Below are 15,445 nucleotides of genomic sequence, written 5' to 3' on the forward strand. Positions count from 1 at the left end.
TTATATGATTAAACAAGCGATAATTCCTTTAGCTGGTCTTGGAACTAGACTGCTTCCTCTAACTAGTGTTTTTGCTAAAGAACTTTTACCCATCAATGGTAAAGCAGGAATTGAGTATATACTTGATGAATGCATTGAGGCTGGGATTAAAGAGGTTATTTTTATAATTTCTCAAAAAAAAATAATGATTAAGAAATATTTTTATAATGATAAATTTTATAAGGATATAATCAAACGTAAAAACGATTTGCGAATTTTAAACGAATATAAAAAAATTTTAAAATATAAAAAAATGATTAAGTTTGTTTTCCAAGATAAGCCACTAGGCACTGGAGATGCTGTTCTTAAAACTAAAAATATTATTAAAGATGATTTTTTTTTAATGTTATTACCAGATGATTTAATAGTTAAAAAAAATTGCTCTAAAACTATGATTGCTATTCATAAAAAATTTAATTCATCTGTTATGGCTAGTATGAAGGTAGATAAAAAAGAAGTTTCAAGATGGGGTATTTACGACATTAAAAAAAAAATTAATAACGAAAACTTTATTATCAAAAGTGTAGTAGAAAAACCCTCCGTTAAACAAGCCCCTTCAAGAAATGCTGTTATTGGTAGGTATATTTTACCAAAAACTATCTTTAGCAAATTATCCAAACTCAAACCTGGTAAAGGTGGTGAGATTCATATTACTGATGCTATCCAGTTGTTGATTGATGACAATGATAAATTTATTGGCCATAATTTTTCAGGTAAATATTTAGACTGCGGAACAATGAATGGTTATATTAACTCTACTTTGGAGATTGCTAAGATATGAAGTTATGCATGATAGGAACAGGATATGTTGGATTAGTAAGTGGAGTTTGTTTTTCAGATCTGGGAAATGATGTTATCTGTGTTGACCGTGATATTCAAAAAATTGACGGTTTAAAAAAAGGGGTAATTCCTATTTATGAACCAGGTTTAGATGAATTGGTTTTAAAAAATTATAAGAATAAAAGACTAAAATTTTCTACAGACTTAAAAAACTCAATTTCAAAGTCAGACATTATTTTTATTTGTGTTGGCACACCAACTAAAAAAAAAGATAATAGTGCTGACTTGAGTCAAATCTATAATGTAGCCAAAGAAATAAGAAGTTCTATTTCTAAATTTAAGATAATCATAACTAAATCTACAGTTCCCGTTACAACTGGTGATGAAATTGAAAAAATTATTTCTCAAAAAGTTTCTAAAAAGCTTTTTTCAGTTGTGTCGAATCCCGAGTTTTTGCGTGAAGGCGAAGCTATAAGAGATTTTATTTATCCGGATAGAGTTGTGATTGGTACAAATGATAAGAAATCTAATAGAATTTTAAAGAATCTTTATTCACCTCTGACATCAAAAGGAGCTAAGTTTGTGAATACATCCAGAAGAGCAGCAGAACTTATTAAGTATGCTTCTAATGCTTTTTTGGCTACAAAAATAACTTTTATTAATGAGCTAGCAAACTTATGTGAAAAAATTGATGTTAATATTGAAGATATTTCTATTGGTATGGGTCTTGATAAAAGAATTGGTGGTAGGTTCCTTAGGGCAGGTCCTGCTTATGGTGGCTCATGTTTTCCAAAAGATACTAAAGCCGTAGTTACTACGGCAGATAAATTTAATACTAGTTTGTCAGTGATTAAAAGTGTAATTAAATCAAATCAAAATAGATCATCACTTTTACTAAAAAGAGTTTTTAATATTCTAAAAAATAAAGTTAAGGGTAAAAAAATATGTTTTTTAGGGGTAACATTTAAAGCTAATACTGATGATATGCGTGATTCTTCAAGTTTATCTATGATACCTTCATTGATTAAAAAAGGAGCCAAAATAAATTATTTTGACCCTACAGGTGAAAAAGACGAATTTAAAAAAATAAAAAATGTTAAATTTTCAGATAGTATTAACTTGGCAATAAAAGACTCTGACTTAATAATAATTCACACAGAGTGGAACGATTTCAAATCTATAAATTTTAAAAAAGAAGTTAACAAAAAAAATTTTGTAATTTTTGATATGAGAAATATCTATTCACCTACTAAAATGAGAAATCTGAAAATAAAATATTTTGGTATTGGACGTTAACTTAATTCAAAAATAGCATCAACCTCAACAGAGACTCCAAGTGGCAAGCTGTTTGTGCTCACAGCAGCTCTAGTGTGCATACCAGCTTCTCCAAAAACAGAAACAATTAAATCAGAAGCACCATTGATTACTTTAGGTTGTTCTGTAAAATTTTCAGTTGAATTAACAAAACCTGTTAATTTTATGCATGATTTAATTTTTGACAAATCACCTTCACAAGATTTTTTTACTTGGGCAATTATATTTAAACCACATCTTTTAGCAGCTTGGTAACCATCTTCAGTCGTTAATTCTTTTCCAATTTTACCTTTTATTAACTCACCGTTTTCAGCTATTGAAATTTGACCTGAAACAAAAAGCATTTTACCAATAATTTTAGTTGCAACATATGATCCAACAGGATCTCTTGCTTCTGGCAGTTCAAGATTTAATTCTTTAATTTTATTATCAAATGACATTATTTTTTTTTACAAATTAAATCTGCTACTGTTTTAGCTTTATCATCTGTGCAAGCTTTTCTCTCTAAATTAGGCATTTTTTCTTTAATACTAGTGCATGATGTTAAGGTAATTGCCACTATAATTAAAAACATTTTTTTTATCATTATTATCCTTTTTTTTTAACTTTTTTTATTTTACTTTTTTTACTTTTATCGTATTCTTTTCTTTTCTCAATCAATATTAATGCGTCCTCAATATTTAATTCTAATGGATCTTTCTCCTCTGGTATAGTTGCATTTAAAGACTTATATTTGATGTAAGGTCCGTACTGACCCTTCATTACTCTAATGGGTTTTTTGTCTTCAGGGTGTTCTCCTAAATCTTTTATAATTGATGTAGTCATTCTACCTGGTTTAGCCTCCGCTATTAGAGTTATTGCTCTATTAAGACCAATTGAGAAGATCTCCTCAACATTTTCAATTCTTGCTGATTTGTTTTCACATTTTAAATATGGACCAAATCTTCCTGAGTTTAATATTATATCTTTTTGATTTTCAGGGTTAATACCTAAACTTTTTGGTAATGAGCATAAAAATTTAGCTCTATCAAGATCCATGCTATCTAATGTAATTCCTTTAGGTATAGAGACATTTCTAAAATTATTATCTTTTTTTTCTATCTTCTTTTTTTTTGCTTTCTTTTTCTTTTTTGTTTCAACTATAATTTCTTCTTTTATTTCCTCAATTTTTTCATACTGCAAGTAGGGCCCAAACCTTCCATTTTTAAGGTACATGTCATTGCCATTTTCATGCTTACCTACAAATTTTGGTTCAGCTAGTTGAGATTGAGCAGCTGCTTTTGCTTTAGACAGTGGTCTGGTAAATTTACAATCTGGATAATTTGAACAACCAATAAAAGCACCACCTCTAAAACTATTTTTTAAACTTAATGATCCGCTGTCACATAACTTACATTGTCTATTAATATTTCCATCTGTATCTCTTTCAAAAATTAAACTTCCTAGACTATCGTTTAATAGATCTAAAACTTCTCTAGTTCTTTTCTCTTTAACGTCGGATACATTTTGATTAAAGTCTTTCCAAAATAACTCCAGAACTTTTATCCATCCTTCTTTACCTGCAGTAATATCATCAAGTTGATTTTCCAAACTTGCAGTGAAGTTATAGTCAACATATTTAGAAAAAAGTTTTTCAAGAAAAGCAGAAATTAGTTTACCACGATCAGTTGGGTGAAATCTTTTATTAATTGCTTCTGCATACCCTCTATTAGATATAACGGATACTATACTCGCATAAGTTGAAGGCCTACCAATACCTAGCTCTTCTAATTTTTTAACTAAACTCGCTTCTGAGTATCTTGGTGGTGGTTGTGTAAAATGTTGTTCATCTAATAAAGCTTCTATATTAACTGGACCTTTGTTCATTTTAGGAAGGATATCTTCATCATCATCTTTTTTTGTATCTTTCATAACCTTTAAAAAGCCATCAAACTTAATAACAGATCCACTAGCCTTACAGATTGTTCCATTATCATCTGAAGTTATTGTTATAGTATTTCTATCAAATTGAGCAGGTTTCATTTGAGAGGATAGGGCTCTACTCCAAATTAAATCGTATAATTTATGCTGATCTGGACTTAGATATCTTTTAACAGTATCTGGTGCTCGCACAATATCTGTGGGTCTAATTGCTTCATGTGCTTCTTGAGCATTTTTAGCTTTTTTCCCAGAGTAACTTGCTGCATTATCTGGAACATATTCTTTACCAAACTCATTTTTTATATATTTTCTAAAGGTGTCTATAGCGTCCGTCGATAAGTTGGTGCCGTCTGTTCGCATGTACGTGATAAGACCAATAGTTTCACCATCTATTTCTATACCTTGATAAAGTTTTTGAGCTATTTGCATTGTACGTGATGCTCCAAATCCTAATCTACCAGAAGAAACTTGCTGTAATGTAGATGTAGTAAAAGGTCCAGAAGGGTTTCTGTTTACAACTTTGCTTGAAATGTCATTTATATTGAACTTCTTAGATTTTACTTCTTCCATCGCTTTGTCAATTTCAGCTTTATTTTTAAAAGAAAATTTTTCAATTTTTTTATCATTCAATTGAGTGATACTTGCTAATATAGAATTTTTATCATTGTCGTTGAATTGAACACCTAAAGTCCAAAATTCTTCAGGATCAAAAAGTTCTATTTCATGTTCTCGTTCTGTAATTAATTTTAAGGCAACTGACTGAACACGCCCTGCAGATTTAGAACCAGGTAACTTTGTCCATAAAATTGGTGATATATTAAAGCCAACTAAATAGTCTAAGGCTCTTCTAGCCATATAGGCATCAACAAGTAGTGGCTCTATTTGTCGTGGGTTTTCAATTCCATGAATAACTGCTTTTTTTGTAATTTCATTAAAAACAACTCTTTCTACATGCTTGTCCTTAATTAATTTTTTCTCATGTAAATATTCTTTAACATGCCAAGCAATCGCCTCTCCCTCACGGTCGGGGTCTGTTGCTAGTATAATTTTTGAAGAAATTTTAGCCGCATCTGTAATTTCTTTAAGATATTTTTTAGAAAAACTATCTACTTCCCATTCCATTTTAAAATTATTTTCTGGATCAACAGAACCATTTTTCGAAGGAAGGTCTCTAATATGACCATAACTTGCTAATACAATATAATCATCACCTAGATATTTATTGATAGTTTTTGCTTTAGCTGGACTTTCTACGACTACAAGATTCATTATTAAACAAATTACTTAAAAGACTTAGATAGTCAAATCAATAAATTTTAGTCTTGGTTTCTTCTTTGTTTTTCAATCGTTTAACGTTTTCTCTATGTGTATAGAATATTAGTACAAACATTATTATGAAAAAAATAAAATTATGATTTTCAAAAATTATTAAATAAATTGGAACCACTAAACTACCAACAAGTGACGAAAGTGAGGCGTATTTTGAAATAAAAAATGTAACAGCCCAACTAACGACAAATATCAAACCCAAAATTATGTTTATTGAAAATAATATTCCAACATATGTTGCAACACCCTTACCCCCTTTAAACTTGAGCCATATGGGGAAAACGTGACCCAAGAATGCACTTAGTGATGCAATAAAGATATAGTCAGGGTAATTAAATTTTACATATAAAACAGGCAATACAGCTTTTGTTATATCCAGCAATAAAGTTGCATAGCCTAACGTTTTATTACCTGTTCTAAGAGCATTTGTAGCGCCAATGTTTCCTGAGCCAATATCTCTAATATCTTTTTTTAAAAATATTTTTGTAAGTATAAAACCAAAAGGTATTGATCCCAATAAATATGAGCTTAATGCAACAATTAAATATTCCATCATTTTAACTTAAATAATTCTTCACCTTTTACAAATGTATTAGTGACTTTTCCTTGGAGTTTTTTATCTTCAATGGAAGTGTTTTTTGATTTGGAGATAAGTTTATCTTTTTTAACAACCCATGGCTTATCAATATCTACAATACAAAAATCTGCTTCATTACCCACTGAAAGATTACCCTTATCAATTTTTAAAATTTTTGCAGGGTTTGATGTTAAGGCTTTAATTATGGTTTCTAACTTAACAGAACCATTGTGATATAACTCTAGACTTAGTGATAAAAGTGTTTCTATTCCTGATGCACCTGTAGATGCTTGTGCAAACGTTAATCTTTTTTGCTCTTCATCTTCCGGTTTGTGATCAGATACAATAACATCTATTGTTTCATCTTTTAATCCTTGCACTAGAACAATTCTATCTTCTTCAGTTCTTAATGGAGGTGATAATTTTAAGAAAGTTCTAAAATCTCCTATATCATTTTCATTTAATGAAAGGTTATTTATGGAGACACCTGTGGTAAACTTAACTTTATTTTTTCTTTCACCAATAATCTCAACAGATTTTGCAGCAGAAATTTGTGATATATGATATCTACATTTAATATTTTCAAGCAACGTTAAATCTCTTTCAATAATTATTCTTTCAGCAACTGCAGGTATTCCAGTTAATCCAAGTTTAGTTGCAATAATTCCAGAATTAATCATTCCATTTTTAGATAAATCATAATCTTCAGTATGCTGCATGATTAGTGTGCCTAAGTCTTTAGCTGAGTTCATTATACGAGACATCAGTCTAGTATTTTGAATTGTTTTAACACCATCGGTAAATCCAATTATTCCTCTACTTTGAAGTAGACCAAATTCAGTCATGCTAGTTCCTTCAATGTTTTTTGTAAGGGCGGCACTTGGAAAAACATTAATTTTAGATTTATCTCTTCCACGTCTTTTTAAAAAATCTACTATTGAAACGTTATCAATAATTGGATCCGTATTTGGCATAGTAACAACTGAAGTAACACCTCCTGCTAGTGCTGCATTACTTAGAGTTCTAAAATTTTCTTTATATTCATAACCAGGCTCACCCGCAAAGACACGCATATCAACAAGACCAGGGAATATATATTTGCCATCTAAATCTATTACCTTTTCTCTTGATGGAATGTTGTTAGAATTTACTTTTTTACCAATAGCTTCAATTAAACCATCTTCACCAATAATTAATCCACCGTTCTCATTGATTGAGTTGTGAGGGTCAATTATATTTGCATTTATAAAGTATTGTTTTTTCATTTATTCACAAAATATTTTTAAACAAGCCATTCTAACTGCAACACCTAGTTCGACCTGTTCCTTAATCACGCTTCTGTTAATGTCATCTGCTAATTTTGTATCAATTTCGATCCCTCTATTCATTGGACCTGGATGCATAATCAAAGCATCATCTTTTGCATGAGCAAGCTTATCTGGAGTTAGTCCATAATATTCATAGTATTCTCTATTAGAAGACAAGAAAGAACTAGTCATTCTTTCATTTTGTAACCTTAGCATCATTACAATATCACAATCTTTCAGACCTTTTTTCATATCTGTAAATGTATTAACGCCAAACTTTTCTATTTCTTTTGGCATTAAGTTTGATGGTGCAATAATGTTAACTTCTGCACCCAACATATTTAGAAGATAAATATTTGATCTTGCAACACGTGAATGAGTTATGTCACCACAAATCGCAACTCTTAAGCCTTCAATTTTCTTTTTACGATTTATAATTGTTAAAGTGTCTAATAAAGCTTGAGTAGGGTGTTCACGGCTACCATCACCAGCATTAAGTACTGCACAATTTACTTTTTGAGATAAAAGATTACATGCACCTGAATCTTGGTGTCTAATTACAATTATATCAGGATGCATTGCATTTAAAGTCATTGCAGTATCTATTAGTGTTTCACCTTTCTTAATTGCTGAGTTAGCCATATTCATAGACATAACATCTGCACCTAATCTTTTTCCCGCTAATTCAAATGAACTTTGTGTTCTAGTGGAGGGTTCAAAAAACAAATTAATTTGAGTTTTACCACTTAATACATTTAATCTTTTATTTTTACTTTGATTTAATTTAATGAAACTTTTAGCTTCTTCTAAAATGAATTTAACATCATTAATTGATAGATCTTGGATACCCAGGAGGTGTTTTTGAGAAATTTTAATAGCTTTATTTATTTTAGTTGCCATTAAAATTAACTCTATAACTATTAACCGTCACTATGGCAAGTATTAATTATTTAAAAAGTCTATTGCTCCTTGTAAAATAAAGGCTGCAGCGTTTTGATCAATAGTTTTAACTCTTTTTGATACATTAACATCTAATAAACTTGATAGATTAAATGCGCCAACTGTTGAAAGTCTCTCATCCCACAATATTACAGGCAGCTCTATAGATTTTGATATATTCGATGCAACATCATTAACAGATTGAGCAGATCTACCGAGACTACCATCCATATTAACTGGGTTCCCTACAATTATTCCACCAATATTATTATCTTTAATTATTATCTTAAGTTTATCAATTAGTTCGTTTGTGTTGGTTTTATTTATAGTTTTAAAGGGTGTGGCTATGGATTGTCTTTCATCACAAATTGAGACACCAATTCTTTTAGATCCTAAATCTAAACCAATAAATCTTACCTTATTTGAGTGTTTTATTTTGAAATCTTCGATTGTGATCATATTGTATATTTTATACTTAAGTGATAGTTTGCCGTCATATTTAATTATCACATGACAATTGATCTTAAAACAATAAAGCACATATCTAAATTATCAAGAATCTCAGTTGATGATAAAAAAGCTAATAAATTAGCTGGAGATCTTAACTCTATATTTGATTTTATTGAAAAATTGAATGAACTTAATACAGATAAAGTAGAACCATTAACATCTGTTGCCGAAACAACATTAAAATTAAGAGCTGATGAAATAAAGAGCAAAAATATTAGAGACCAAATATTAAAAAATTCACCAGAGGAAAATGAAGATTTTTTTGTAGTACCAAGGGTTGTTGAATAATGTCAGATATCACGTCACTCACTTTAACTGAATTAGTTAAAAATATTAAAGATAAAAAGATTTCTTCTGAAGAAACTACGAAAGCTTTTATTGATAGAGGAGAAAAGTCTAGAGATTTAAATGCTTACATAACAGAAGATTTTTCTAATGCACTTTTGAAAGCTAGAAGTTTTGATCAAAAACCTAATTTTGATTTAAAACTTCCAGGTATTCCAATGGCAGTTAAAGATTTGTTTTGCACTAAAGATGTGAAAACTACAGCAGGTAGTAAAATTTTAAATAATTTTATTCCACCATACGAATCTACTGTTACTCAAAATATTTGGAATGAAGGTGCAATATTACTTGGCAAATTAAATTGTGATGAATTTGCAATGGGCTCATCTAATGAAACTAGTTTTTTTGGAAATGTTCAAAGTCCGATAGCTAAAGATTTAGTTCCAGGAGGCTCTTCAGGAGGTTCTGCATCAGCTCTAGCAGCCAATTTAACACCTATTACAATTGGAACTGATACAGGTGGCTCTATTAGACAGCCTGCTTCATTTACTGGTACTGTTGGTTTAAAGCCAACTTATGGAAGTTGCTCAAGGTACGGAATTGTAGCTTTTGCTTCTTCTTTAGATCAGGCAGGACCAATGTCTAAGGATGTAAAAGATTGTGCATTGCTGCAAGAAATAATTAGCACTTATGATGAAAAAGATTCAACATCAATTGATTTTAAAAGAAATGAATATAGTAAAGAATTAACAAATAATATTAAAGGTAAGAAAATTGGAATTCCAAAAGAATATAGAGTTGATGGAATGCCAAAAGAGATAGAAGATTTATGGACTAAGGGAATTGAGCATGCAAAAGATTGTGGTGCTGAAATTGTTGAAATTTCATTACCTCATACAAATTATGCTCTACCTACTTATTATATAGTAGCACCTGCTGAAGCTTCTTCAAACTTAGCAAGATACGATGGCGTTAAGTATGGTTTTAGATCTAAAGGTGAAAACCTTATTGATATGTACGAAAAAACAAGATCTGAAGGTTTTGGTAGCGAAGTTCAAAGAAGAATAATGATTGGAACATATGTTCTGTCTTCAGGTTATTATGATGCTTATTATCTTAAGGCACAAAAAGTCAGAAAACTAATTAAAAATGATTTTGATGAAGCTTACAAAAAAGTTGATGCAATTTTAACTCCATCGACACCAAGCGCTGCTTTTAAAATTGGTGAAAAAACTAATGACCCAGTTTCAATGTATTTAAATGATATATTCACAGTTCCAGTTAATTTAGCTGGATTACCAGCGATTTCTATTCCAGCAGGAGTAGATGTTAAAGGTTATCCATTGGGACTACAAATTATTGGTAAAGCTTTTGATGAACAAAATGTTTTAAACATTGCTTATGCTATGGAAGAGAAAATCCAGTTTAAAAATAAAATTACTGACTGGTGGATTAAATAGATGACTAAAGATAATTCAGAATATTTAATTGAAAGGCGTGAAAATGTTTATGAAGTAGTAATTGGTCTTGAAGTCCATGCACAAGTTACATCAAATTCAAAATTATTTTCATCTTCATCAACAACATTTGGTGCTGAACCTAATACGCAAGTAAGTTTAGTTGATGCTGCATTTCCAGGAATGCTTCCAGTTATTAATGAGTATTGTGTTAAACAAGCAATTAAAACTGGCATTGGTTTAAAAGCTCAAATCAATAAAAAATCAGTTTTTGATAGAAAAAATTATTTTTATGCAGACCTTCCACAAGGTTATCAAATTTCACAGTTTAAATATCCTATAGTAGGAGAGGGCACGGTTATTCTTGATATGGCACATGGTCAAAAAAAAGTAGGAATTGAAAGATTGCACTTAGAACAAGATGCTGGAAAAAGTATTCATGATATGGATCCACAAAATACATTGGTTGATTTAAATAGATCTGGTGTAGCTTTAATGGAAATTGTTAGTAAACCAGACATGAGAACTCCAGATGAGGTTAGTGCTTATGTTAAAAAATTAAGATCCATTATGAGATACCTTGGTACGTGTGATGGAAATATGCAGGAAGGCTCTTTAAGAGCTGACGTCAATATTTCTGTTAAAATTAAAGGTTCTGACAAACTTGGAACTCGTTGTGAGATTAAAAATGTTAACTCAATAAAATTTATGCAAATGGCTATTGATTACGAAGCTAATAGACAAGTTGACTTAATTGAAGAAGGTAAAACAATTGATCAAGAAACAAGATTGTTTGATACTAAAAAAAATGAAACAAGATCCATGAGATCAAAAGAAGATGCTCATGATTATAGATATTTTCCAGATCCAGATTTATTGCCATTAGAGGTAACAGATGAGTTCATTGAAAAACTTAAAGTTGATATTCCAGAACTACCAGATGAAAAAAAGAAAAGATTTATTGATAAGTTTAAAGTTTCTCCTTATGAGGCAACAATTTTAGTATCAGATATTGAAACAGCGAAATATTTTGAAGAAGTAGTTACAAAGATGGGCAAAAATCAAGATATGAAGTTAGCTGTTAACTGGATTACAGGTGAATTATTTGCTGTTTTAAATAATAAAAATTTAGAAATATCTGAAAGTCCAATAAGTGCAAAAAATTTAGCAAAGTTAATTAATCTAATTAAGAATGGAACAATTTCTGGAAAAATAGCTAAAACAATATTTGAATTAATGATGGATGGTGACAAAGACCCACAAACAATTGTTGAAGAAAAAGGCTTAAAACAACAAAGTGATCCTAAAGCATTAGAGGCCTTAATTGATAAGATTATCAATGATAATAGGGAAAAAGCTATTGAATATAAAAATGGTAAAGAAAAACTTTTTGGTTTCTTTGTAGGTCAAGCAATGAAAGCCTCAAGTGGTAAGGCTAATCCTCAATTAATAAATGAAATATTAAAGAAGAAGCTTTAATACCATGGGTAAGAACCTAGAAATTACTGAAAGCCTTCAAAAATATATTGATAATTTTAGTTTAAAGCTAAACCTAGTTCAGCAAGAAATAATAGATTATAATAATACACTAGGTGACGTTAAGAGAATGCAAGTAGCAACATCTCAATGTCATTTCCTTCATTTAATTATTAAAACATCTAATGTTAAAAATGTACTTGAGATTGGAACCTTTACTGGTTTAAGTGCACTTTCTATAGCATTGGCTTTACCTGACGATGGTAAACTTATAGCACTTGATAAAAATGAAGAGACCAGCAAAGTTGCAATAAATTTTTTTAAAAAAGCTAATATGGATGAAAAAATCCAAACAAAGATTAAACCTGCATTAGATAGTTTAGATGAATTAAAGAATAATAAATTTGATATGGTTTTCATTGATGCGGATAAAATGAATTATAAAGAGTATTATGAAAGATCTTTAAACCTATTGGATAAAGGTGGATTGATTATTATAGACAACGTTTTGTGGCACGGTGAAGTTGCTGATAAGGATAATTTTGATAAATACACAATTAATATCAGAGAGTTTAATTCTTACGTTTCAAATGATAAAAGAGTGGAACAAATTATAGTACCTTTAGGTGATGGGATGACTGTTTGTAGAGTTTTGTAATGTTTGAAGTAATTGGTTTTTATAAATTTAAGAAACTTACTGCGCTAAAGAAAAATAAGATTTTATTACAAGATTTTTTACTTAAGAAAAATATTAGAGGAACTATTATTATCGCTAACGAAGGTATTAATGCAACAATATCTGGTAAACCTCTAGATCTAAAAATCACAACTACCAAGATTAAAAAAATATTAGATTTTAAAAAGTTTGATAGTGAAAATTCTTCTAAAAGTAAATTTCAACCTTTCCACAAAGCAAAAGTTAAAATTAAAAAAGAAGTTGTTCCAATGGGACTTACCTTATCTTCAAAAAATAAAAAAAATAACCATGTAGATCCAAAAAACTGGAACAAGCTTATTTCTGATAAAGAAACATTGGTACTAGACTCAAGAAAACCATTTGAATACGAGGTTGGTACCTTTAAGAAATCAGTTAATCCAGATGTTGGTAATTTTAGAGAATTCCCAAAATACTTAAATAAACTTGATAAGAAAAAACCAATCGCCATGTTTTGTACTGGTGGAATAAGATGCGAGAAAGCTTCTGTTTTTTTAGAGAAAAAAGGCTTTAAAAATATTTTTCAATTAAAAGGTGGAATTCTTAACTATTTAAAAAGTATTAAGAAGAAAGAAAGCTTATGGAACGGTGAATGCTTTGTTTTTGATAACAGAATCAGTGTTAAACATGGGTTAATAACAGGTACTTATTCAATCTGTAGTGGTTGTAGAAAACCTGTTTCACCTAAAGATAAGAAGTCTAAAAAATATGAAGAAGGTGTTTCATGCACTAATTGTCATGATGATTTAACACAAATTCAAAAAGGTAGGTTCCGTATGAGGCAAAAGCAGATAACTCTTGCTAAAGAGAGTGGATCAAAGCATATATTTCAAAAAGAATTCAAATAGAAAAAATAATTGTCTAAAGCCATTAAATTAACTAAAGATCCAATTTGGGAATTACTAAGAAAGGTAACCATTCCAGCAAGTGTTGGTTCGTTATTTCAAACATTTTATAATCTAGTTGATACTTGGTTTGCGGGTAGAATTTCTGCTGAAGCCATAAGTGCAATTGCTAAATCATTTCCAATATATTTTGTAATAATTGCTGTGGGTGTTGGTATTGGTGCTGCAACTAATTCTTGCATAGGAAATTTAATAGGTTCTAAACAAAATAATAAAGCTTCATTGTTTATCGCTCAATCTGTAATCTTTGCACTGATCACTTCTGTTGTTGTTACTTTATTTGGATTAAACGCTTCTAATTTTCTTTTAACAGTAATGGGATCTGATGCTGCTGGTATAGCTTTAACTAGAGAATATCTAGATATAATTTTTTACGGTACTTTCATTGTCATGATTCAAATTTCTTTAAATGGAGCCTTGAACGCTCAAGGTGATACCAAAAGTTATAGAAATGTCTTAATATTTAGTTTCTTTTTAAATATAGTATTAAATCCATTATTTATTTTTGGTTCCAAAGCTTCATTTATCTGGGTTTCTAAATGTATTCCAATTTTCTCAGGAATTATTTTTCCTGAAACTATTCCTGCTTTGGGTATTGCTGGTCTTGCCATAGCAACTGTAATTGCTCAGTCTGTAGGTACTTTTTATTTAGCCTATAAAATCAACTCTTGTAAATTAAAAAAGTATCTATCGATTAAATGCTTCATTCCTAAATTGATATTATTAAAAGAATTGTTCAGTCAAGCACTACCCATAATGATTAGTATGTTATTTATTGGTGTAGGTATTTTTAATATTTTATATTTTATTGGTCAATTTGGTGATCTTGCTACAGCTGGCTATGGTGCAGCATTAAGAGTAGAGCAAGTATTCTTGTTACCTGTTATCGGGCTGAACACAGCAGTACTTTCTATTGGTGGGCAAAATTTTGGTGCTAAGAATTATGATCGTATAAGAGAATTATATTCTAAAGCTTTATTATTTGGATCATCTTTTATGGCCTTAGCAGGTGGTATATTATTTTTTGGTGCAGAGTTTTTTGTATCTCAATTTACAGACAACCAAGAAGCTATATTTCATGGTGCTATATATTTAAAAATAGCAGCATTAATTGCGCCTGTTTATCCCGTCTTCTTTATAACTACAGCAGTATTTCAGGCTGTTAAAAAACCTATTTACAGTCTTTACTTAAGTGTTTTAAGATTATCAGCGTTACCTTTTTTATCCCTTTGGTATGTTATAAATATTAGAGGAGGGGATTATGCTGATATTTTCTACACAATAATGGCAACCAATTGGTTTATAGGTATTGCAGTAATCATATTCATTGGATACTTTTTAAATAATGTTTTTAAACAAAAAAAAAGTCATTTTTCTTATTAGTATCTTAGCGATAATAATTTTTTTTATTTTTAATTATTTCAAACCACAAGAAATCAGAGTTGTCGATGGTGATACAATTCATTTAAATGGTGAAAAGATTAGATTCACTGGAATAGATACACCTGAATTAAAGCAAACTTGCATTAAAAAAGGGTTTATTGACCCATGTGGAGTAACTGCTAAAGAAATCTTAATTAAAAAAATTGGTGATAATAAAGTTGAGTGTATTAGTGAAGGAAAAGATCGATATAAAAGAACTTTAGCGGAGTGCTTTGTAAATGATGAAAGTTTATCAAGTTATCTTGTTAGAAATGGTTATGCTTTTGCCTATAGGAAATACTCTAAAAAGTTTATTCCCGATGAAGATTACGCTAAAGCTAACAAAATAGGCATGTGGTCCATAAATTTTGATTATCCATGGGATTTTAGAAAAAAAAGATGTTCTGTAATCAAACCGCTTATTTAACATTAATTCAAAACATTAAATACAACCCGGTCCAGAATATAAA

16 protein-coding genes are annotated in these 15,445 nt (G+C 29.9%); 9 read left to right on the forward strand and 7 right to left on the reverse strand.

Annotated features, from left to right (window positions below; translation table 11 throughout):
- Positions 1-4: 4 nt before the first annotated feature.
- Positions 5-820: a sugar phosphate nucleotidyltransferase gene (locus ABXT56_RS02585; RefSeq protein ID WP_415300991.1), complete on the forward strand. Its 816-nt coding sequence runs from the start codon at positions 5-7 to the stop codon at positions 818-820.
- The gene (locus ABXT56_RS02590) at positions 817-2,115 is read left to right on the forward strand and encodes a UDP-glucose dehydrogenase family protein (RefSeq protein WP_415300993.1); all 1,299 of its coding nucleotides are present in this window, start codon (positions 817-819) and stop codon (positions 2,113-2,115) included. Before ABXT56_RS02585 ends, ABXT56_RS02590 begins: the two co-directional genes overlap by 4 nt.
- Here the strand turns inward: ABXT56_RS02590 and ABXT56_RS02595 are convergent.
- Genes ABXT56_RS02595 through ruvX form a run of 7 tightly spaced genes read right to left on the reverse strand, consistent with a single transcriptional unit; the run spans position 2,112 to position 8,664 of the window.
- A complete protein-coding gene (locus ABXT56_RS02595; RefSeq protein WP_415300995.1) occupies positions 2,112-2,573 on the reverse strand; it encodes a RidA family protein in 462 nt (153 codons plus the stop codon). The two genes, ABXT56_RS02590 and ABXT56_RS02595, sit on opposite strands and share 4 nt — an antisense overlap.
- Positions 2,573-2,719 (reverse strand): hypothetical protein, encoded by a 147-nt coding sequence (locus ABXT56_RS02600; RefSeq protein ID WP_415300997.1) that lies wholly within the window; start codon positions 2,717-2,719, stop codon positions 2,573-2,575. Before ABXT56_RS02600 ends, ABXT56_RS02595 begins: the two co-directional genes overlap by 1 nt.
- A 2-nt stretch (positions 2,720-2,721) precedes the next feature.
- Positions 2,722-5,322, reverse strand: coding sequence for a type I DNA topoisomerase (gene topA / locus ABXT56_RS02605; RefSeq protein ID WP_415300999.1), 2,601 nt, complete (start codon positions 5,320-5,322; stop codon positions 2,722-2,724).
- Between the two features lie 37 nt (positions 5,323-5,359).
- Positions 5,360-5,935, reverse strand: a complete 576-nt coding sequence (gene plsY / locus ABXT56_RS02610) for a glycerol-3-phosphate 1-O-acyltransferase PlsY (protein ID WP_415301372.1) — start codon at positions 5,933-5,935, stop codon at positions 5,360-5,362.
- Positions 5,935-7,224 (reverse strand): dihydroorotase, encoded by a 1,290-nt coding sequence (gene pyrC, locus ABXT56_RS02615; protein WP_415301000.1) that lies wholly within the window; start codon positions 7,222-7,224, stop codon positions 5,935-5,937. Before pyrC ends, plsY begins: the two co-directional genes overlap by 1 nt.
- Positions 7,225-8,166 (reverse strand): aspartate carbamoyltransferase catalytic subunit, encoded by a 942-nt coding sequence (locus ABXT56_RS02620; RefSeq protein ID WP_415301002.1) that lies wholly within the window; start codon positions 8,164-8,166, stop codon positions 7,225-7,227.
- Between the two features lie 42 nt (positions 8,167-8,208).
- The gene (gene ruvX / locus ABXT56_RS02625) at positions 8,209-8,664 is read right to left on the reverse strand and encodes a Holliday junction resolvase RuvX (RefSeq protein WP_415301003.1); all 456 of its coding nucleotides are present in this window, start codon (positions 8,662-8,664) and stop codon (positions 8,209-8,211) included.
- Between the two features lie 51 nt (positions 8,665-8,715).
- Between ruvX and gatC the strand changes: the two genes are divergently transcribed.
- Genes gatC through ABXT56_RS02660 form a run of 7 tightly spaced genes read left to right on the forward strand, consistent with a single transcriptional unit; the run spans position 8,716 to position 15,402 of the window.
- On the forward strand, positions 8,716-9,003 hold the full coding sequence (gene gatC / locus ABXT56_RS02630) for an Asp-tRNA(Asn)/Glu-tRNA(Gln) amidotransferase subunit GatC (RefSeq protein ID WP_415301005.1): 288 nt from the start codon (positions 8,716-8,718) through the stop codon (positions 9,001-9,003).
- On the forward strand, positions 9,003-10,460 hold the full coding sequence (gene gatA / locus ABXT56_RS02635; protein ID WP_415301007.1) for an Asp-tRNA(Asn)/Glu-tRNA(Gln) amidotransferase subunit GatA: 1,458 nt from the start codon (positions 9,003-9,005) through the stop codon (positions 10,458-10,460). Before gatC ends, gatA begins: the two co-directional genes overlap by 1 nt.
- Positions 10,461-11,936 carry an Asp-tRNA(Asn)/Glu-tRNA(Gln) amidotransferase subunit GatB gene (gene gatB / locus ABXT56_RS02640; protein WP_415301009.1) on the forward strand — a complete coding sequence of 492 codons (1,476 nt, stop codon included), beginning with the start codon at positions 10,461-10,463 and terminating at the stop codon, positions 11,934-11,936.
- A 4-nt stretch (positions 11,937-11,940) separates the two neighbouring features.
- Positions 11,941-12,591, forward strand: coding sequence for an O-methyltransferase (locus ABXT56_RS02645; RefSeq protein ID WP_415301010.1), 651 nt, complete (start codon positions 11,941-11,943; stop codon positions 12,589-12,591).
- Positions 12,591-13,496: a rhodanese-related sulfurtransferase gene (locus tag ABXT56_RS02650; RefSeq protein ID WP_415301012.1), complete on the forward strand. Its 906-nt coding sequence runs from the start codon at positions 12,591-12,593 to the stop codon at positions 13,494-13,496. Before ABXT56_RS02645 ends, ABXT56_RS02650 begins: the two co-directional genes overlap by 1 nt.
- Positions 13,497-13,505: 9 nt before the next feature.
- On the forward strand, positions 13,506-14,936 hold the full coding sequence (locus ABXT56_RS02655; protein WP_415301014.1) for an MATE family efflux transporter: 1,431 nt from the start codon (positions 13,506-13,508) through the stop codon (positions 14,934-14,936).
- Complete coding sequence (locus tag ABXT56_RS02660; protein WP_415301016.1) at positions 14,899-15,402, forward strand: thermonuclease family protein; 504 nt, start codon at positions 14,899-14,901, stop codon at positions 15,400-15,402. The genes ABXT56_RS02655 and ABXT56_RS02660 overlap by 38 nt, the downstream gene beginning before the upstream one ends.
- Positions 15,403-15,445: the final 43 nt, after the last annotated feature.

The sequence above is a fragment of the Candidatus Pelagibacter sp. Uisw_134_02 genome (assembly GCF_047720265.1).
GTDB lineage: Bacteria > Pseudomonadota > Alphaproteobacteria > Pelagibacterales > Pelagibacteraceae > Pelagibacter.

Bases quoted from the DNA above. Each gene is read 5' to 3' on its own strand.
- ABXT56_RS02645 (WP_415301010.1), top strand. From the start codon at position 11,941: ATGGGTAAGAACCTAGAAATTACTGAAAGCCTTCAAAAATATATTGAT.
- gatC (WP_415301005.1), top strand. From the start codon at position 8,716: ATGACAATTGATCTTAAAACAATAAAGCACATATCTAAATTATCAAGA.
- topA (WP_415300999.1), bottom strand. From the start codon at position 5,322: ATGAATCTTGTAGTCGTAGAAAGTCCAGCTAAAGCAAAAACTATCAAT.
- plsY (WP_415301372.1), bottom strand. From the start codon at position 5,935: ATGGAATATTTAATTGTTGCATTAAGCTCATATTTATTGGGATCAATA.
- ABXT56_RS02620 (WP_415301002.1), bottom strand. From the start codon at position 8,166: ATGGCAACTAAAATAAATAAAGCTATTAAAATTTCTCAAAAACACCTC.
- ABXT56_RS02600 (WP_415300997.1), bottom strand. From the start codon at position 2,719: ATGATAAAAAAAATGTTTTTAATTATAGTGGCAATTACCTTAACATCA.
- ABXT56_RS02590 (WP_415300993.1), top strand. From the start codon at position 817: ATGAAGTTATGCATGATAGGAACAGGATATGTTGGATTAGTAAGTGGA.
- ABXT56_RS02660 (WP_415301016.1), top strand. From the start codon at position 14,899: ATGTTTTTAAACAAAAAAAAAGTCATTTTTCTTATTAGTATCTTAGCG.
- pyrC (WP_415301000.1), bottom strand. From the start codon at position 7,224: ATGAAAAAACAATACTTTATAAATGCAAATATAATTGACCCTCACAAC.
- ABXT56_RS02595 (WP_415300995.1), bottom strand. From the start codon at position 2,573: ATGTCATTTGATAATAAAATTAAAGAATTAAATCTTGAACTGCCAGAA.
- gatA (WP_415301007.1), top strand. From the start codon at position 9,003: ATGTCAGATATCACGTCACTCACTTTAACTGAATTAGTTAAAAATATT.
- ABXT56_RS02585 (WP_415300991.1), top strand. From the start codon at position 5: ATGATTAAACAAGCGATAATTCCTTTAGCTGGTCTTGGAACTAGACTG.
- gatB (WP_415301009.1), top strand. From the start codon at position 10,461: ATGACTAAAGATAATTCAGAATATTTAATTGAAAGGCGTGAAAATGTT.
- ruvX (WP_415301003.1), bottom strand. From the start codon at position 8,664: ATGATCACAATCGAAGATTTCAAAATAAAACACTCAAATAAGGTAAGA.
- ABXT56_RS02650 (WP_415301012.1), top strand. From the start codon at position 12,591: ATGTTTGAAGTAATTGGTTTTTATAAATTTAAGAAACTTACTGCGCTA.